A 17,423-nucleotide genomic window follows, 5' to 3' on the forward strand; every position below is an offset into this window, starting at 1 on the left:
ACCCGGAAGGTTTGACAAAGCGCATCAGGCCACGGTCTGCAGGCGGTAGCCTCGCAGCAGCGCGGCGAATTCCCGCAGGGTGTCGATGCCGCTCTGCTCCGCTTCCTGGCACCAGATCCTGAGCTGCTGCAGGCGCACTTCCGGGTGGGGCAGATTGCGCGCCCAGATCGTCTTGAGGCGGTTCTTGAAGTCGTAGACCGTCTCCAGCGTGTCGCTGGCCTCGATGGCCTGCTGCAGCAACCGCTCCCGCTCGCCGTCGAGGGTGAGATCCTCCCGTACCAGCAGCGGCCTGACCTGTCGGAACAGGCGGCGCAGGCGGCGGTCGGCGCGGCGGGCCTCCAGGCGCAGGACCGGGAGGATCACTTTGCGGGCATAAAGGGTCAAGACATGGCAGCGGTTGCGCATCAGCGCCTTGATCGTCTCGGCGCTCGGCTCGCCAGCGGCAGCCTCGATCCTCACCTTGGGCGCGACGCGCTTCACCTTGGCCAGCCCGAACAGCGATAGCAGACGGATGTACAGCCACCCCAGATCGAATTCCCACCAGCGCAGGGAAAGCTTGGCCGAGGACGGATAGGCGTGATGATTGTTGTGCAGTTCCTCACCCCCGATGAGGATGCCCCAGGGGATCAGATTGGTGGCGGCGTCGTCGGTCTCGAAATTGCGGTAGCCGACGTAATGCCCCAAGCCGTTGATCACCCCGGCGGCCCAGACCGGGATCCACAGCATCTGCACCGCCCACACGGTCAGGCCCAGGACGCCGAAGCAGACCAGATCGATCACCAGCATCAACGCGATGCCCAGATCGCCGAGGCGGGGATGGCTGTAGATGTGGCGCTCGACCCAGTCCTCGGGCGTTCCCCAGCCATACTGCTCGATGGCCTCGCGATCGGCACGGGCCTGGCTGTAAAGCTCGGCCCCTTCCAACAGCACCTTCCGGATACCGAGAACCTGGGGGCTGTGGGGATCCTCCTCGGTTTCACAGCGGGCGTGATGCTTGCGGTGGATCGCCGCCCAGTCCTTGGTGCGCATGCCGGTGGTCAGCCACAGCCAGAAACGGAAAAAATGACTGACCAGGGGGTGCAGATCCATGGCCCGGTGGGCCTGGCAACGGTGAAGGTAGAGGGTGACCGAGACGATGGTGACGTGGGTGAGGGCGAGGATGACGAGCAGGTAACCCCACCAGGGGAGTTCAAAGAGTCCAAACATGAAGAAAAAACCGGAAATCAAAAACAAAACAAGCCGCCCTGACGGCGGCCTTTCTCAATGCGGAAACATTCAGAAAGCATGTTTGAGTGTAGCCCAAAGCCATACCTGCCACAAGGAAAAAGTTCAATAGCGGTCCCAGAACGGCTGGTAGCCGTAAACCGCGTTGAGATGATGCAGGAAGGCGTGGCGCGCGTGGTCGGCCCAGAGCCGGTCCAGAACGGCGGAGATTCGGCGGTAGTCATCTTCCGCCAATCCGTGCACAGCCTGCTCGGCAGCCAGGCGCTGCACCAGTTCCAGCCACATGGCGCTGACTCCCATGATGTACGCCGGCCAGGTGATCTGGATCACCTCGTTCCAGTTCGGATCGCTGGTGTCGGCCAGACCGGGGCGGGTGATCCGCGCGGTGTCGTCGAGCCGGACCGCCTCGACGATACCCCGGCGCCGCAGCTCGGCCAGATCAGGATCGGCCTCGATTTCGGCGTAGATCCGCCGGGCCGTTGCCGGGGTGGCGTAGAAAATGAAGCTGAACTGGTGGCCGGCCCCGTCACGGGCGGCGCGGCGATGAATCCGCCAAAGCCGGATCTCCCGCAGATGACGGGACAGCACCGGCGCCACGATGCGGTGGGCCACCATCAGATCCCGGTGCCAGGCGGGTGCCCCGCCCTTAGGCCAATGGAAGCGGAAAGCGGCGTACCACCAGCCGTAACCTTCTTCCGCCCGCAGCTCGACGGGCGCGGCGATGTCGTGGCGGGGCGGCGGTGCCACGGTGCCGCACCCCGGTAACCCAACCGCCAGCCATAACAGCAGCACCCAGCGCATCATCGCTTCGCCGTCTGGACCACACTGTCGATGCGATGCCGGCGCAACCGGGCGCGAATCCGCTCCACCTCGGTCATGGAGGTGAAAGGCCCCAGCCGCACCCGGTACCAGGTCGCCCCCCGAACCTGGGCCGGCTCGACCCGTGATTCGACCCCGAGCAGCGCCAGCTGCGCCTTGAGCCGGTCGGCATCGCGCAAACTGCGAAACGACCCGGCCTGAACGAAATAACGCCCTTTGGCGGCCCGCCCCAGCTGTTCCTCGCGCTTGCGGGTGCGGACCTCGCCCTCCGGCACGATGACCTCCTTTTCCGGCAGAAGGGTATAGAAGGTAAAGCGCGGTTCCTTGGCCTTGCCGCCTTCGGCCGCCTTCGGCCGGGGGGTTGCCTGGGGCTTCTTCTCGGCCGGTGCGGGGGGCGCCTCCCGGGACAGGTAATAGAGAAAGTAGCCTAAACCGCCGAGCACCACCAGCACTGCGCCCCAGAGCCACCAGGGCACCCGCCGTTCCCGCCGCGGCGGACGGCGGGAACGGGAGACGGGACGGCGGCGGGGCGGCGGACGGCGGGCCATCTACATCGACTCGGGGGCGCTGACGTCCAACAACCCCAGACCGTTGGCGATCGTCTGCCGCACCGCCGCGATCAGGCACAGGCGGGCATCGCGCAAGGTGGCATCTTCCACCAGGAAGGTATGGGCGTTGTAATAGGTATGGAATTCGGCCGCCAGCTCGCGCAGATAGTGGGTCAGCTGATGGGGCTCGCGCAGCAGGGCGGCGCGCTCGACCACCTCCGGATAGCGCCCGAGGGTGGCGAGCAGCGCCTGCTCGTGGGATTCGGTCAGCCGCGGCAGGTTCTCCAGTCCGGCCTCCCGGTCCCATTCCCAGCCCCTCTCGCGCAACTGGCGGAACACGCTGCACACCCGCGCGTGGGCGTACTGGACGTAATAGACCGGATTGTCGTTGGACTGGGACACCGCCAGCTCCAGGTCGAAATCCAGATGCTGTTCCGGCTTGCGCATCACGTAGAAGAAGCGGGCCGCGTCCTTGCCGACCTCCTCCCGCAGCTGGCGCAGGGTGACGAATTCCCCGGCGCGGGTGGACATGGGCACCTTCTCCTTGCCGCGGTAGAGGACGGCAAACTGCACCAGTCTGACCTCCAGGACGTCCGGATCGGCCCCCAGGGCCTGGATCGCCGCCTTCAGCCGGGGCACGTAACCGTGATGGTCGGCGCCCCAGACGTCGATCAGATGTTCGAACCCCCGTTCGAGCTTGTCCAGGTGATAGGCGATGTCGGAGGCGAAATAGGTGTACTGGCCGTTGTCACGCACCACCACCCGGTCCTTCTCGTCCCCCAGCCGGCTGGAGGCGAACCAGACGGCGCCGTCCTGCTCGTACAGCCAGCCGCCCCGGCGCAGCGTCTCCAGCGCCTGCTCGACCCGCCCGGCGCGGACCAGGTACCGTTCCGAGAACCACTGGTCATAGTGAACGCCGAAGGCCTCCAGGTCTTCGCGGATGTCGGCCAAGATCGCCTGCAGGCCGGTCTGGAAGATGTCCTCGTAAGCCGCCTCTCCCAACAGCTGTCTGGCCCGCACGATCAGGGCGTCGATGTAGGCTTCCTTGTCCCCTTCCGGGGCGTCCGGCGGCAGACCGGCGAGCACTTCGGCCGCCGGGCGACGGTAGCGGTCGCCGACGCGCGCGTGCAGCGCCTGGGCGATGTCGCGGATGTAATCACCGCGGTAACCGTTGGCGGGAAACGGCACCGCCTCGCCACACGCTTGCAGATAGCGCATCCAGATGCTGACGGTGAGGATGTCCATCTGACGGCCTGCATCGTTGACGTAATACTCCCGGTGCACCCGGAAACCGGCCGCGGCCAGCAGATTGGCGACGCTGGCCCCGTAGGCGGCGCCGCGGCCGTGGCCGACATGCAGGGGCCCGGTGGGGTTGGCGGAGACAAACTCGATGTGAACGCGCCGCCCCCCGCCGATGTCGCTGTGGCCAAAGCGCCCGCCCTGTTCCAGGATCCTACCGACGATGGCGAACTGGGCCGCCGGATCGATGAAGAAATTGATAAAGCCGGGGCCGGCGATCTCGACCTTGCGAATCCACGATTCCCGGGGCAACGCCGCAACGATGGCCTCCGCCAGTTGCCGGGGCGGTTTCCCCGCCGCCTTGGCCAGAACCAAAGCGACATTGGTGGCGAAATCCCCGTGAGCGGCATCGCGGGTGCGGTCCACTTTGACGACGGCCTGAACGTCGGACGGCAACATACCCTGCCGTTGCAGACGATCGACCGCCTTCTCCAACAAACTTCGCAGCTGGTCTTTCATGATCTCTGACAGTGAAAGGGTGACTATTATCTTTGAAACCGACCGCGACTACAAAAAATGAACTCCCGCCCGACCGACACCACAATCCAGGACGCGCCCAAGAAAAAGCATATGGATATAAAAAATTGCCATCTGCATGACTGGCAGAAAAAACAGAACAGGTCCGTGTATCACAGGCGAGTGAGATGTTCAGCTAACGAACATTGAGACTCGATCACAACCAAACAGGCCGAAAGGCAACCTACAGTATTGATTTCAAACAGGAGATACGATCATGACCAAGACCATCACTGCACTGACCGCCGCTATCGTGGGTTTGACTCTGGCTTCTGGCGCCATGGCTGCCGGCTCCACAATCAAGAACTCGACTATCACCAACAAGTCCACGGTCAAAAACGCCGCCAACCTCGCCATCAGCACAGGGGTAGGAAAGGCGGAAGCCAACCAGGGCAGCATCAAGATCAAACGCTCCACGGTCAAGAATTCGACCATCACCAACAAGTCCACGGTCAAAAACGCCGCCAACCTCGCCATCAGCACCGGCCTCGGCAGCACCAAGGCCAACCAAGGCTCAGTCGACATCGAATAATCAGGAAACGTAACGAGGCCAAGGATGGCCTCAACCACACGGACACGACCTCTGATTTTTTCCTTAAATTTGGTCGGTAAGCCATAATCCAGGCCATACCAAGAAAAAGCATATGGATATGATAAATAGTTATCTATATGACTGACAGAAAAAACAGAACAGGTCCGTGTATCACAGGCGAGTGAGATGTTCAGCTAACGAACATTGAGACTCGATCACAACCAAACAGGCCGAAAGGCAACCTACAGTATTGATTTCAAACAGGAGATACGATCATGACCAAGACCATCACTGCACTGACCGCCGCTATCGTGGGTTTGACTCTGGCTTCTGGCGCCATGGCTGCCGGCTCCACAATCAAGAACTCGACTATCACCAACAAGTCCACGGTCAAAAACGCCGCCAACCTCGCCATCAGCACAGGGGTAGGAAAGGCGGAAGCCAACCAGGGCAGCATCAAGATCAAACGCTCCACGGTCAAGAATTCGACCATCACCAACAAGTCCACGGTCAAAAACGCCGCCAACCTCGCCATCAGCACCGGCCTCGGCAGCACCAAGGCCAACCAAGGCTCAGTCGACATCGAATAATCAGGAAACGTAACGAGGCCAAGGATGGCCTCAACCACACGGACACGACCTCTGATTTTTTCCTTAAATTTGGTCGGTAAGCCATAATCCAGGCCATACCAAGAAAAAGCATATGGATATGATAAATAGTTATCTATATGACTGACAGAAAAAACAGAACAGGTCCGTGTATCACAGGCGAGTGAGATGTTCAGCTAACGAACATTGAGACTCGATCACAACCAAACAGGCCGAAAGGCAACCTACAGTATTGATTTCAAACAGGAGATACGATCATGACCAAGACCATCACTGCACTGACCGCCGCTATCGTGGGTTTGACTCTGGCTTCTGGCGCCATGGCTGCCGGCTCCACAATCAAGAACTCGACTATCACCAACAAGTCCACGGTCAAAAACGCCGCCAACCTCGCCATCAGCACAGGGGTAGGAAAGGCGGAAGCCAACCAGGGCAGCATCAAGATCAAACGCTCCACGGTCAAGAATTCGACCATCACCAACAAGTCCACGGTCAAAAACGCCGCCAACCTCGCCATCAGCACCGGCCTCGGCAGCACCAAGGCCAACCAAGGCTCGATCGACATCGAATGATCAGGAAACGTAACGGGGCCAAGGATGGCCTCGTCTTCCTTGGAGGATCTCCCCATGCGGACACGAATTCTGATTTTCCTTATAAGCATCGGCCTGGCATTCGCCGGAATAAAAACCGTTCTCGCAGCCGGCTCCAAAATCAAGAACTCGACCGTCACCAACAAGTCCACGGTCAAGAACGCCGCCAACCTCACCATCAGCGGCGCCGGCAAAGCAGAAGCCAATCAAGCTAGCATCCAGGTCAAAGGCGCCCGTCTGAATAACGTCACAGTCATCAATCGGGCCAAGGTCACCAATTCCGCCAACGTCGCCATCAGTGCAGGCGGCAGTGCCCGGGCCAATCAGGGATCGGTGGTAATCAAGCGATCTCTGAACGGAGTGACTATCGTAAACAACGCTAACATCAAGAATTCTGCTAACATCGCTGTAGATGCCATGGGAATTGGCGGTTTATTGGGCACCAACGAATCCAATCAGGGTTCTATTGTGATTAAATGATTCGAGGTAAACACCATGACTTACCGCAACTTCCAATCGATCGCCAACAGATTGATCTTGTGTTCTTTAGCGCTAGCGCCTGGTGCTGTTTCTCTGGCGATGGCCAACGATCTCAACGATGGCATTGCTATCGACGACCCGATCGATGATTCACTGAAGCCTACTCTAAACGTCCCCTTTATTCTCATGAAGGCCAAGGCGGCCGAATTAAGATCCAAGAAAGGTTTGAAATCTTCACGCCCGGTCATCACCCAGGGCGAACAGGGACAGGGCAACATCACTTTCGGTATTGGCAGTAAAATCGCGCCCGGCACTACAATCATTAACTCATCTGAGATCAAAAACTCCAATGCCATATCCCGCTGAACCGATACGGTGACACCTCATGAAAGCCTGCCTGCCATCTTTCCTCTACCCGCTTCGCCATGTTCTGTTATCCACTGGGATAGCCTGCTTCATCTCTGCCTGCGGCATTAACCCCCAGGATGTAGACCTGGATTTGAATACTTCCTTGCCTGAAGTTAAAACTACCGTTTTTAGCGAAGCAATCCATAATCTGGGCCGTCTCAATGCCATCTATGGCAGGGATCCGCTCTATATTATGGCAAAACCGGCCTTCGATCGTACCGGCACATCTCTTCCCACCCAAGGCGAAATCCCCCAAGATATTTCAGAAATGGTGAAAAGCAGCCTGAACGCCATCGGAGGTGGTATCTGGTATGTGCCATACGATCCGGAATTCATGCTTAATACCGCTCAGACCGGCTATTCAGAATGGGGCGACAAATTGCTACCCAATGTAGTCCTGGTGGGAGGACTGACCGAATTCGATCGGGGCCTGGTTACCAAGGAAGAAGGCGCTGATGTCAGTGGCAGCGCTGAAGAATTGGGAGTCCCCATGGGGCTTGACTTCGAGGATACTCGCAAAAGCTCTCTGGCCCGCATTACGCTCGATTTCAACCTATTGGATTTCAAGACTTTTACCGGCATTCCCTTCATGCAAGCGGTTAACTCCATTCAGGTTCACAAAGGACTCGGCGTCGATCAGCTGGGATTCACCGTCTACGGCCAAACCCTGGGGCTTCGGGGCAATATCAAGAAAATCCAGGGACGCCATGCTGCCACCCGCCTGCTGGTCCAGCTCAGCATCCTGCAAATTATTGGCAAATACCAAAAATTACCCTATTGGCGGCTGATTCCCAATGCCGAGCCGGATCCAGTGGTACTCGACGCCCTGCGCGACGAGTTTTACCGCATGGAACAGCCGGACCGGATCGCAAAAATCCAGGAGCTGCTGTACCTGTATGGAAAAGACGTGGAAATCACCGGTATGCTCGATGCCAGGACCCGCAATGCCATCTCACAGTTCAAAAAAGAGAAGAACCTTGCCGCTCCGGATGTGAGCGAAGCCGTTTACTTGGCATTGTTCGAGAGCGTTCCCCTGGGTCGGGAGACGCTCGCACGTCGCCAACGGGTTGACAGGCTGCTGGCGGCCTATAACCAGCGCTTGCGTGAACTGGCCTTCCAGGCCCAGGCAGCTCCGACCGCCGCCGCCGAACCGCAAACGCTGCCATCCAAAGCGACACCTCGTATCGGGCAAAAGAAACCGCGACCGGCCGAACCCGAGAAGAAGAAATCCCTGGGCGACGTGCGGGTGTGGCTGAGCAAATCGGCCTACCAGATCGGCGAGCCACTGGAAATCTTCTTCGAAGTGACCGAACCGATGTTCGTACGGATCATCACCATCAATTCGGTGGGCAAGATGGCCACCCTATTTCCCAACCCCTATCAGAATGACAATTTCGCCCGCCCTGGAAAGGTCTATCGGATTCCACCCGCCAATGCTCCGGTGAAATTGACGGTAGGGGCCCCCGTGGGGACGGATACCATTTACGCCATCGCTTCGGTCAACCCCATCCCCGCCGATTCCCTTCCGCTGGATGACCAGGGGCACGTGGTCGCCGAAGGAAGAGGGAAGCGTTTCGCCTTCGCCGAAGAGGCGTTTCAGGTTCTGCCCAACGGCGCCAGCCAAGCCGCGGTAAAGACGGGAGACCAGCCATGAAAAAAACCGCCTTGCTTCTCATCGTCGCCCTGACAGGGCTGACAGCCTGTGAAACCGCCCCCGTCCGCCGGGAGGACTACATCGCCCAGCATCCGGAATGGGATCCGGAAATGGTGCGCCTGATCCGGGCCGGCATGATCGCCAAGGGCATGACCAAGGAACAGGTCCGGGCCGCCTGGGGACGGCGCTGCTATACCTGCCAGGGAACCAAGAAAGGCGAATGGGGTGAATCCTGGGAATATCGAACCCAAGTGGTGTTTTTCGGCCCGGATGGCCGTGTAACAAGGTGGGAACCGAAATGAACAACCACGTGAGGTTAACGATGACCAAGAAACTGACTCATACGCAATGGTTATTCCGACTGTTTGCCCTGGGACTTACCATTCTGCCCCCCATCACCTATGGGGAAGAGGTCAAATTGTTCCAGAACCCGCCTTCTGCGGAAGAGATGGGAAAACTGCTCTTCCCTGCAAAAGCCGCCAAACCCAAGACCCGATCCCTGGCTTTCAGTCCGGTGGAAACGCAAAGCGCTCCCAAAGAGTCGATCGCCATCGCTTTGCCGATCCAGTTCGACTTCAACTCCGCCACCATTCGGGATGATGCCAAACCGTTTCTGGATGAAATCGGCCGAATGCTGACCATGGCGCAGTTTCGCGGAGAACGCCTGCTGATCGAAGGACATACCGACGCCATCGGCCCGGAAAGCTCCAACGACTGGCTTTCCCGCCAGCGGGCCAAGGCGGTCAAACAGTATCTGGTCAGCCATTTCGGCATCGCTCCGGACCGGCTGCGCGTGGTTGGCCGCGGGGAACACCGGCCCCTTCCCGGCAAGAATCCCAACGATCCGCTCAATCGCCGGGTCGAACTTCATCGGATAAACTGACATGCGTACCCACTGGCTTTCCCCCTTGTTATTTCCGCTGTTGATCGCCCCCGCGGCGGCCGGCACCAATACCGGCAAGATCGTGATCGACGGCATCGAGTACGGCCAAGGGGTCACGCGGGGCGATCACCGCTTTGCCACGGAACGGCGCCGGTTGCCCTGTTTCGATCACATCCGCCTCGAGGCCAGCATCGATCTGGAATATACACCCGGCAAACGGTGCGAAGTCATCCTGGAGGGGGACAGCAATCTGTTACCCCTGATCGAAACCCGGGTGACGGGCGGTGGCCTTCAGATCCGCACCCGCCGATCCTTCCAGACTGATGGCATCCTGCGGGCCCGTGTGACCAGTCCCGATCTTCGGGCACTGACGATTCAGGGCTCAGGAGACGTTTATCTGAACGGCATTCATTCCCCTGAACTGTCCGTACAAGTGGCCGGCAGTGGCGACATTCGCGGGGAAGGCCGGGTCGGACGCCTGGATCTGACCGTCGATGGCAGCGGTGATCTGGATCTGGGGCGGCTGCGGGCCGAAGCAGTAAAAATCCGGCTGCGTGGATCCGCCGATGTGACCGTCCACGCCAGCCAGCGCTTGGAGGTGGATCTATCCGGGGCGGGGGATGTTTCCTACTACGGCCATCCTGCCCAGGTGATCACGCATATTTCGGGAGCCGGGGATGTGGAAGCGATGGACTGATCCGATGCGGTGGCCGCTCATCCTGCTACTCGCACTGGCAACGGAAGGGGAAGGGAGTCCCTTCCTGGTCAGGACCACCCTGGATTTCCAGACCGCCCCCCCCAAGCGTCAAAAGCCACCGCCCAAGGTCAAACTAAAGAAATTCGATCGCCCCCACCGCTCCAAAGGATGGTTCAAGGTGGCCGGTTATTCCGGATCGAAGTATTTTTACGGCACCGTTCAGATAGTGAACCGCTCCAAGGTCGCCGGTTATGTGTACAGCCAGAACCCTGCAAAAGAACCCCCTGACAAATCACAAGATTATCAGCGACCTGAGAACAAAGAAAACGGTGCTCACACAGAAAAGGGACAAAAGTACATTTACGGGAAAGTAACCAAGAACGGGTGGATTCAGGCTTTCGATCAACAGGGCAATCTTTACCGCCTGACCATTCTGCAACAGCCTTGAACTTGAAGTGGAAACCGCCCGGCAGCGCAGAAAGCGGGATATTTTTCTATCTACTCACTTTCGCCCTGCCGCTGCCCATCGACCTGGGTCTGCTCGGGCTGGCCGTTTGCGGCAGTCATGCTGCCTTGAGCCGGGCGCCTCGTTTTTCCTATCCGGCATGGCTCGGCCTGCCCCCTTTTCTCTTGTCAGCCGGGCTGGGTTGCTTGCTCAGCCCGGATCAGACCAGGGCCTTGCACCTGATGCTGGCTTTGATTCCCGCCACCATGATCTATCTTCTGCTGGCAGGGTACTTCGAGCGCCGCCACACATCCACCCTGGCCTGGGTACTGACCGCCCTCATCCTGGATCTGGGCGGTTGGTTGCTGATCACTGCCATTCTGCACCCCGGTCAATCACCTCCCGAATGGGTAATCGCCAGTGGTCTGACAGCCTTCCGGGTTCCCAACGACATCGTCCTGTTCGCCATTTTGCTGCCTTTTCCGCTCGCTCTGCTTGATGGAGCCGGTCATCGCAGCCGCTGGCTTTGTTGGAGCGCGTTGGCTGTCGTTCTCCTGCTCACAGTAATCTATCGTAGCCGCCTGACGCTTCTGGTCAGCACCGTGACGGTCGGCACTTTCTTCCTTCTGGCAGGAAAACGATGGCAATTGCTCCGGGGGCTGGCCTTTCTGGCCGTCTCCGTCCTGGTCCTCGACGGCGTGCTGGGATTCCGCCTGTCCGGAAAGTTCCTGTCAACCTGGAGCAGCCGTCTGCCCCTGTGGCTGACGGCCTGGCGCATGTTTCTCGACGCACCGGGGCTTGGCCACGGTACAGGCAGCTATCTCAGCCTGTATCGGCAATACCTTGATCCTGCCGATTTACCCGCCTGGATCGTCTTCGATCAACGGCTCACTCCCTGGGCCCATAATTTGTATCTGGAGCTGCTGGCAGAACTGGGATTGGTCGGTTTCCTGAGTTTCTTGGGGCTGGTTTCCCTGCCGTTAAGAAACCTGCTTGCTTTTCCTGAAAAAAGCTTATTCGAATATGCTTTTATTGCTGCGCTTGCCGGTTTCTCCATTGCCGCCCTGTTTGAGCTCAGTCTGTGGCGCCAATGGGTAGGGTTGACTTTGCTGACCATAATTGGTTTGATGAGCAGCGATCAACATTGCGGCCAATGAAAACAAAAATTGACCGAGAGGTAACTCATGAGAAAAACACGCCGATCATCTGCGCTTCTGGGGAAAATAACCACCGCAGGACTAGCAGGATTATGCGGTACCATTGCCCTGTTGACCCCCGACTGGCGCCAACAGCTCCTCGCTGCTTACAACCCCCTGCTGATGGAACAGCAGGCCCTCAATCAAACCGAAAAGACCATGGCCGACGTGATATTCGAGGCCTGCAGCCAACGCAACGAGCAATTGGAAGAGCAATTGGAAGAGCAATTCCGCAATCGCTGCAATGCCCTGGTCGGCACCGCGCTAGATGAAAGCGCAAATCCTGCGGAAGTGGGCAACGCCCTCTTCCGGGTTGGTCCTGAACAGCTGCTGGTATATGGCCTGCAGGCCACCCGCACCATGGCCAGCAACATCAATGTGGTCAATACTTCGGTCCTGGGACGCCTGCAAACCCTCCACGCCGGTCTGGACTCGGTCCGGTTCGCCGGTGTTCAGCTGTACCAGGACGGTCAGCCTCTGCGCGGCGGCAATGCCGGCAGCGAGGCCTTCGGCAAACTGGGGGTCTGGCTCAATGGTAGCTATCATTTGGGGGAAGTGGACTCCACCCGGGATGTCAAGGGTTTCACTTTCAAAAATTGGAGCGTGACCGCCGGGGCCGACTACAAGATTCTGGAATCCGTGGTCGTGGGGGGCGCCTTCACCTACATCACTTCCGATAACGATTTCAAGCACAAAGGAGGGGAGTCGGACAACGACTCTTATATTGGCTCTCTTTATGGCTCTTTCTACCCCATCGAGAACCTTTACGTGGATGTGTTGGGTACCTACGGCCACATCAATTTCGACATAGACCGCAAGATCAGCTACCGTCTCGCCTCCTCCACCGATCCTGACAACTTCGATGTGGTGAACACCAAGGCCAAGGGTGACACCGACGGCCGCCAGTGGGGCCTGACCCTCAGCACCGGCTACAATTTCCATTGGCAGTCGGTCAAGTTCACGCCTTACGCCCGTTTCAGCTATCTCAAGCTGGACATCGACAACTACCGGGAACGGGGCGGTCAGGGTTGGGCCCTGCGCTTCGACAGTCAGGACATCGAATCGATGAAGAGCATCGTGGGGGGGCGTCTGGCCTATGCCATCAGCCTGCCGTGGGGAGTGGTGGTACCCCAGGCACGGGGGGAATGGCACCATGAATTCCGCGATCCCAGCCGTACCATCAAAGCCAGTTTCGTGGGGGACCCGCTCGGCCAGAAGTTCTCCATATTCGTGCCTCATCCCGATGAAGACTACGCCATCTTCGGAGGCGACCTGACCGCCACCTTCGCTCAGGGGATTTCCGCCTTCGTCGGTTACGAAGCCCTGGTGGGCTACGACCGCATCAGCAGCCACCGCGTCACCCTAGGCGCCCGCGTCCAGTTCTGATCGTTTCGCAGGCCCCACGCCCGGGCGTGGGGCCTCTTCTTACAGCCCGGCCTGGACCGTACCGGACGCTGGCACGAAGAAGAATTCTCCCGCTTCGTGACCGGCATGACGGATCGGCGCGAACTCCGGCACCTGATGGAAATCCTGTTCCCGCGCCGCATCGGCCACCAGCGCCAGGGCAATCGCATGAACGCTACGTCCATCCAAGCAACTGAGCCCGGTAGTGGTCACTGGAGGCGGCCAGGAGCCGTCTTGCCTTGATGCCCCCGCGGCGTTTGGTGTGGTCGAGGCGAAAGAGATTGAGCACCATCTGTTTGAGCAGCGCCAGGTTATGAGCCGCATGTCGGGTTCGAAGGCGCATCTGATCATCGTTGAATACGACATCCATACACCAGTGAAGCGGGTTCTCCACCGCCCAATGCTGGCGCACCGCCGAGGCCAGCCGTTCGGCATCGGCCGGCAGGCTGGTGATGTAGAAACGCCGTTCCCGGGTGGTTTTGCCGGCGACGGTGCGTTCGGACTCGACCACGGCAAAGCAGGCCAGATCCGGCCAGCGCTGGGGCCGGTCCAGGCCGTCGAGCTGGTCGAACACATAGCAGCGTCGCACTTCCAGGCGACCATGCGCCTTGTCGACCGTCTCGCATTGCTGATGCGGGGTTTTGTCCGGCGCGTCCTGAAAGGCCTGGAAGAAATCCCGGATCGATTCGGACAGACCTTTCTGGTTGTCCTTGACCGCCAGTACATAGTCGGCCCCCCGGTCACGGATGGCCTTGGCAATCTTGGGATCGGTCCCCATGGCATCGAGGGTCACCACGCATCCTTTCAAGGCCAGGGTCTCCAGCAGGGCGGGAATGGCCGTCTTCTCGTTGGATTTGTCGGCCACCGCCTCTTGACCGACCACCAACCGGTACTGAGCCGCAAAGGCACTGACCAGATGCAGGGGATCCTGCCCCTTGGACCGGCTGCGCCGACTGGTCTTGCCGTCGATGGCGATCACCTGACCTTCCAATGCCGGAACCACGCTCACCGCCCAGCGCTGGAAGGCCGATCCGAACGCTTCCGGATCGATCATCGCCAAAATCCTCCCTAGGGTGTCGTGGGACGGAATCCCATGCGGCAAGGGCACATATCGACGCAGCCAATCCAGCTTCTCTTTGCCCCAAAGTTCAATCTCCACCAACGTATCGGCACCGCAGATCACCGCGCACACCACAACCACCAGCACTTCCACCAGATCGTAAGTTACCTTCGATGATTGTCGCGGGTCCGGAATCGATACGAACACCTCGCTCAGCGCCAGGGGCTTTTCCAGCATCTGTGCCTCCCACAAAAAGCATGCTCCTCAGAGAAGAAGTCTCTAATCTCCAAGTAATCTGCTGCAAGTCATCGAATCTTAAACCATCATCTTCGTGGGGTATATTCATGCGATTGCCCTGCCACCAGCGCGGATACCTGCGCATACAGGCGGAACGATTCCAGAACGCCGTCATTGCGCTCCAAAGCCTGGATCAACGCTTTGGCGAACACCGAATGGTTGCCCCCCCCGCTGTCGAGAACCGGACTCAAGCCGCCGGAAGTCAGCGCCATGCGTGACTTTGCCTTGAGCATCAGCTTGATCCACTCGGCTTTTTTTTCCGGGCTCATGCCCGCTTCCAGCCGCGCCACCGAACTGCGCGTCAGAGATCCCGAATAACAGGAATCGGCGATGAGCATCACATGGGCGGCGTTCATGATGCGCAGCAGGTCGGTGATGTCCTGGTTGGAGATCCAATTGGCGGTATTCTCCATCTCCGCATCCACCGGCAACCAGAATCCCCGCTGGGTGACTTTCTCCAGAGTACCGTGCCCGGCGTAGTAGATCAGCAGGCTGTCCTTTTCGGTCAGAATCTTGCGGTACTCGTTGAGGGCCTTGAGGATGTCGTAACGCGTGGCATCGAGCAGGACCTTGGTCTGGAAACCATAGCGGGTACGCAGTACCCGGGCCAGCGCCTTGGCGTCGTTGATCGGCGTATCGAGCACCGGCAGATGCCGATAGGCGTTGTTGCCGATGATCAAGGCGTAATAACGACCGAAAATTTCCCGTGGCAGGGAGTCGACCACACGCTTGGACAATTCATCTTCCACCTCGGAACCCGCCTCGAGCGGGACCGGCGCCGCAGTCTGGATGTCACGAAGAATGATGAATTCCAGTTCGCTGCGGCGACTGGCCCGATCGATCGCCACCAGCCGGACGGGCGTCTTTTCACCCTTGAGCGGTACCTTGACCTTAAAGGTGCCACTAGGATCGACCGGAAACTCCTGATCGTTGACCAGGAATGCCAACAATCCCTTTTCCGCCTGCACCCGGCCAACCACGGTCCTCGCCTCCACCAGCCCACGGGTGACTACCATCAGGTTCCCCCGCTGGGGCCGCAGCGGAGGATCGATGATCTCGATCTTGGGACCACCGGCGGCCTTGGTTTCCGCCCGCGCCACCAGCGGCACCGGCTGGTCGCCGGCCTGGCGTTTCAGATCGACCAGCTGTGCCTGCAGCTGCTGTATCTGCGCCTGCTGGCGGGCCAGTTCCGCCTGTTTGGCCTGTAACTGGCCGGACAGCAGGGCCAGTTCCGCTTCGCCGGTGTGTCCGTCTTTCTTTTTCCGGGCCAACTGGCGCTTGAGGGCTTCAATGTCCTGACGTTGCGACAAGAGCCGGCGGTTGGCCGCCTGCAGTTGCTGCTGCAGGTCCTGAATCGCCTGTTCCTTCTCCGCCAGGGTGCGGTTCAAAGTCTGCAATTGCTCGGCTTGGCTCTGAACCTTTTGCTGGGCACCGCTCAAGCGCTGCTCCAACCGGGCCAGTTGGCGCTGACGGTCGGCCAGTTTGCTCGCCAGACTCTGATTGAGACGCTGCAGACGAACCATTTCCGCCTGCACATCGCTCAAGGCCTGGCGGCTGCGCGCCACTTCTGCCTGCTTGGCGGCCAACTGCGCCTGCAGGCGGCGCCAATCAGCCGTATCGGTCTGACCGCTGGCCTTCTTCTCCGCCACCCGGCGCTTCAGTGCTTCCAGCCGTGCTATCTGGTCGGCCAACTGCTGGTTTCCTTGGGCGACCTGCTGCTGCAAGCGTTGCAGGCGCTGGCGGCTCTGATCCAATTGGTGTCGGAGGTCTTCCACCGTTCGATTGCGCTGCGCCAGTTCCCGCTCCAATTGCTGGATGCGGCTTTCCTTGGCCTGGAGGGTCTGGGAAGTACTGGTCTGCAGAGTGTGAAGCTGCTGGTTCTGACGCTGCAATTCCTTTTCCAGCAGCCCCACCATCTGTTCCTTCTCCTGCAGGCGGCGGATCTGCTCTTCGAGCTTTTGCTTCAGCTCGGAACTGCTTCCCGTCGGCAAACGTTGCAACTGACGCCGCAATCGCTGGATCTCCCGTCGGCTGGCCCGGACCTGGGCCTGGTAACGCCGGAGGGTCTTAAGGGTCTGTCGGTGCTCTGACTGCAGCGCGGCCAGTTTCTCCCGCAGTCCGGCGGCCTCCCGGCGGTATTTGTCCGCGTCCTGTCGCAAGGCAGCCATCTTGCGCTCATAGACTTCCACCGAAGCGGCAAAGGCGATGTCGGTCTTGTCGAGACCGGAAGCCCTGCGATACCAGTTGAGCGCCGCCACCGGATCCCTGGGCACGCCCAGGCCCTTTTCGTAAAGGAAGCCTAGGTTGATCATGGCAGGGGCATAACCCTGTTCCGCCGCTTTGCGGTACCAGTGGGCGGCGGCCTGGTAGTCCGGTGCCAGACCAAGCCCCTTTTCGTAGATTTCCCCCACATATGTCTGGGCCTTGGCGTCCCCGGCCTTGGCCTGGGGCAGCCAGATCTTCAGGGCCGTGGCATAATTGCTGCGATCGTGGGACACATACTCGCCGCCGCGGATCTCACAGTCGATGGCTGTGGTCCGGACCGCCTTGCGGGCGGCCAGGTAGGTCATATGCTGCCCCAACTGCCGCACCTGGGCCGGCAACAGGCAATCCACTACGTACAATTTGTCCACCTGTCCGGGACCGACGGCCACCTCGTCCATCGGCGTGGAGGCACAGCCGGCCAGCATAGCGGTCAAAAAGGCGGCACCGAACATCCACAACTGGGCAAGCCAACGCGATGCTTTCATCCTCGGATCTCCA

At 59.6% G+C, this 17,423-nt stretch carries 19 protein-coding genes; 12 read left to right on the forward strand and 7 right to left on the reverse strand.

Annotation, left to right across the window (positions count from 1 at the left end; all coding sequences use genetic code 11):
• Positions 1 to 24: 24 nt before the first annotated feature.
• The 4 genes from MCIT9_RS01915 to argS all read right to left on the reverse strand — a co-directional run bounded on the left by MCIT9_RS01915 (position 25) and on the right by argS (position 4,349).
• Entirely contained in the window at positions 25 to 1,206 is a 1,182-nt protein-coding gene (locus MCIT9_RS01915) for a DesA family fatty acid desaturase (protein WP_317705746.1), read from the reverse strand.
• A gap of 123 nt (positions 1,207 to 1,329) precedes the next feature.
• On the reverse strand, positions 1,330 to 2,028 hold the full coding sequence (locus MCIT9_RS01920; protein WP_317705747.1) for a hypothetical protein: 699 nt from the start codon (positions 2,026 to 2,028) through the stop codon (positions 1,330 to 1,332).
• On the reverse strand, positions 2,025 to 2,591 hold the full coding sequence (locus MCIT9_RS01925) for an SPOR domain-containing protein (RefSeq protein ID WP_317705748.1): 567 nt from the start codon (positions 2,589 to 2,591) through the stop codon (positions 2,025 to 2,027). Before MCIT9_RS01925 ends, MCIT9_RS01920 begins: the two co-directional genes overlap by 4 nt.
• A complete protein-coding gene (gene argS / locus MCIT9_RS01930; protein ID WP_317705749.1) occupies positions 2,592 to 4,349 on the reverse strand; it encodes an arginine--tRNA ligase in 1,758 nt (585 codons plus the stop codon).
• A gap of 274 nt (positions 4,350 to 4,623) precedes the next feature.
• Between argS and MCIT9_RS01935 the strand changes: the two genes are divergently transcribed.
• From MCIT9_RS01935 to MCIT9_RS01990, 12 genes are all read left to right on the forward strand, one after another.
• Entirely contained in the window at positions 4,624 to 4,938 is a 315-nt protein-coding gene (locus MCIT9_RS01935) for a hypothetical protein (protein ID WP_317705750.1), read from the forward strand.
• 275 nt (positions 4,939 to 5,213) lie between these two features.
• Complete coding sequence (locus MCIT9_RS01940; RefSeq protein WP_317705750.1) at positions 5,214 to 5,528, forward strand: hypothetical protein; 315 nt, start codon at positions 5,214 to 5,216, stop codon at positions 5,526 to 5,528.
• 275 nt (positions 5,529 to 5,803) lie between these two features.
• Complete coding sequence (locus MCIT9_RS01945) at positions 5,804 to 6,118, forward strand: hypothetical protein (protein ID WP_317705751.1); 315 nt, start codon at positions 5,804 to 5,806, stop codon at positions 6,116 to 6,118.
• Between the two features lie 54 nt (positions 6,119 to 6,172).
• A complete protein-coding gene (locus MCIT9_RS01950) occupies positions 6,173 to 6,616 on the forward strand; it encodes a hypothetical protein (RefSeq protein WP_317705752.1) in 444 nt (147 codons plus the stop codon).
• A gap of 15 nt (positions 6,617 to 6,631) precedes the next feature.
• Positions 6,632 to 6,982: a hypothetical protein gene (locus MCIT9_RS01955; protein WP_317705753.1), complete on the forward strand. Its 351-nt coding sequence runs from the start codon at positions 6,632 to 6,634 to the stop codon at positions 6,980 to 6,982.
• Positions 6,983 to 7,001: 19 nt separating this feature from the next.
• A complete protein-coding gene (locus tag MCIT9_RS01960; protein WP_317705754.1) occupies positions 7,002 to 8,678 on the forward strand; it encodes a DUF4384 domain-containing protein in 1,677 nt (558 codons plus the stop codon).
• The gene (locus tag MCIT9_RS01965) at positions 8,675 to 8,980 is read left to right on the forward strand and encodes a hypothetical protein (RefSeq protein WP_317705755.1); all 306 of its coding nucleotides are present in this window, start codon (positions 8,675 to 8,677) and stop codon (positions 8,978 to 8,980) included. Before MCIT9_RS01960 ends, MCIT9_RS01965 begins: the two co-directional genes overlap by 4 nt.
• Before the next feature lie 20 nt (positions 8,981 to 9,000).
• The gene (locus MCIT9_RS01970) at positions 9,001 to 9,561 is read left to right on the forward strand and encodes an OmpA family protein (RefSeq protein WP_317705756.1); all 561 of its coding nucleotides are present in this window, start codon (positions 9,001 to 9,003) and stop codon (positions 9,559 to 9,561) included.
• 1 nt (position 9,562) lies between these two features.
• Complete coding sequence (locus MCIT9_RS01975; protein WP_317705757.1) at positions 9,563 to 10,258, forward strand: head GIN domain-containing protein; 696 nt, start codon at positions 9,563 to 9,565, stop codon at positions 10,256 to 10,258.
• Complete coding sequence (locus MCIT9_RS01980) at positions 10,239 to 10,706, forward strand: hypothetical protein (protein ID WP_317705758.1); 468 nt, start codon at positions 10,239 to 10,241, stop codon at positions 10,704 to 10,706. Before MCIT9_RS01975 ends, MCIT9_RS01980 begins: the two co-directional genes overlap by 20 nt.
• Before the next feature lie 2 nt (positions 10,707 to 10,708).
• The gene (locus MCIT9_RS01985) at positions 10,709 to 11,860 is read left to right on the forward strand and encodes an O-antigen ligase family protein (protein ID WP_317705759.1); all 1,152 of its coding nucleotides are present in this window, start codon (positions 10,709 to 10,711) and stop codon (positions 11,858 to 11,860) included.
• Positions 11,861 to 11,971: 111 nt separating this feature from the next.
• Entirely contained in the window at positions 11,972 to 13,285 is a 1,314-nt protein-coding gene (locus MCIT9_RS01990; RefSeq protein WP_317705760.1) for an autotransporter outer membrane beta-barrel domain-containing protein, read from the forward strand.
• 39 nt (positions 13,286 to 13,324) lie between these two features.
• Here the strand turns inward: MCIT9_RS01990 and MCIT9_RS01995 are convergent, their stop codons facing one another.
• The 3 genes from MCIT9_RS01995 to MCIT9_RS02005 all read right to left on the reverse strand — a co-directional run bounded on the left by MCIT9_RS01995 (position 13,325) and on the right by MCIT9_RS02005 (position 17,410).
• Complete coding sequence (locus MCIT9_RS01995) at positions 13,325 to 13,492, reverse strand: hypothetical protein (RefSeq protein WP_317705761.1); 168 nt, start codon at positions 13,490 to 13,492, stop codon at positions 13,325 to 13,327.
• Positions 13,479 to 14,600, reverse strand: a complete 1,122-nt coding sequence (locus MCIT9_RS02000; RefSeq protein WP_317705762.1) for an ISAs1 family transposase — start codon at positions 14,598 to 14,600, stop codon at positions 13,479 to 13,481. Before MCIT9_RS02000 ends, MCIT9_RS01995 begins: the two co-directional genes overlap by 14 nt.
• An 86-nt stretch (positions 14,601 to 14,686) precedes the next feature.
• Positions 14,687 to 17,410 carry a caspase family protein gene (locus MCIT9_RS02005; RefSeq protein ID WP_317705763.1) on the reverse strand — a complete coding sequence of 908 codons (2,724 nt, stop codon included), beginning with the start codon at positions 17,408 to 17,410 and terminating at the stop codon, positions 14,687 to 14,689.
• Positions 17,411 to 17,423: the final 13 nt, after the last annotated feature.

The organism is Methylomarinovum caldicuralii (assembly GCF_033126985.1).
Taxonomy (GTDB): Bacteria; Pseudomonadota; Gammaproteobacteria; order Methylococcales; family Methylothermaceae; genus Methylohalobius; species Methylohalobius caldicuralii.

Excerpts from the sequence above, each read along its gene's own strand:
- MCIT9_RS01915 (WP_317705746.1), bottom strand. The coding sequence starts at position 1,206 with ATGTTTGGACTCTTTGAACTCCCCTGGTGGGGTTACCTGCTCGTCATC.
- MCIT9_RS01920 (WP_317705747.1), bottom strand. The coding sequence starts at position 2,028 with ATGATGCGCTGGGTGCTGCTGTTATGGCTGGCGGTTGGGTTACCGGGG.
- MCIT9_RS01925 (WP_317705748.1), bottom strand. The coding sequence starts at position 2,591 with ATGGCCCGCCGTCCGCCGCCCCGCCGCCGTCCCGTCTCCCGTTCCCGC.
- argS (WP_317705749.1), bottom strand. The coding sequence starts at position 4,349 with ATGAAAGACCAGCTGCGAAGTTTGTTGGAGAAGGCGGTCGATCGTCTG.
- MCIT9_RS01935 (WP_317705750.1), top strand. The coding sequence starts at position 4,624 with ATGACCAAGACCATCACTGCACTGACCGCCGCTATCGTGGGTTTGACT.
- MCIT9_RS01940 (WP_317705750.1), top strand. The coding sequence starts at position 5,214 with ATGACCAAGACCATCACTGCACTGACCGCCGCTATCGTGGGTTTGACT.
- MCIT9_RS01945 (WP_317705751.1), top strand. The coding sequence starts at position 5,804 with ATGACCAAGACCATCACTGCACTGACCGCCGCTATCGTGGGTTTGACT.
- MCIT9_RS01950 (WP_317705752.1), top strand. The coding sequence starts at position 6,173 with ATGCGGACACGAATTCTGATTTTCCTTATAAGCATCGGCCTGGCATTC.
- MCIT9_RS01955 (WP_317705753.1), top strand. The coding sequence starts at position 6,632 with ATGACTTACCGCAACTTCCAATCGATCGCCAACAGATTGATCTTGTGT.
- MCIT9_RS01960 (WP_317705754.1), top strand. The coding sequence starts at position 7,002 with ATGAAAGCCTGCCTGCCATCTTTCCTCTACCCGCTTCGCCATGTTCTG.
- MCIT9_RS01965 (WP_317705755.1), top strand. The coding sequence starts at position 8,675 with ATGAAAAAAACCGCCTTGCTTCTCATCGTCGCCCTGACAGGGCTGACA.
- MCIT9_RS01970 (WP_317705756.1), top strand. The coding sequence starts at position 9,001 with ATGACCAAGAAACTGACTCATACGCAATGGTTATTCCGACTGTTTGCC.
- MCIT9_RS01975 (WP_317705757.1), top strand. The coding sequence starts at position 9,563 with ATGCGTACCCACTGGCTTTCCCCCTTGTTATTTCCGCTGTTGATCGCC.
- MCIT9_RS01980 (WP_317705758.1), top strand. The coding sequence starts at position 10,239 with ATGTGGAAGCGATGGACTGATCCGATGCGGTGGCCGCTCATCCTGCTA.
- MCIT9_RS02000 (WP_317705762.1), bottom strand. The coding sequence starts at position 14,600 with ATGCTGGAAAAGCCCCTGGCGCTGAGCGAGGTGTTCGTATCGATTCCG.
- MCIT9_RS02005 (WP_317705763.1), bottom strand. The coding sequence starts at position 17,410 with ATGAAAGCATCGCGTTGGCTTGCCCAGTTGTGGATGTTCGGTGCCGCC.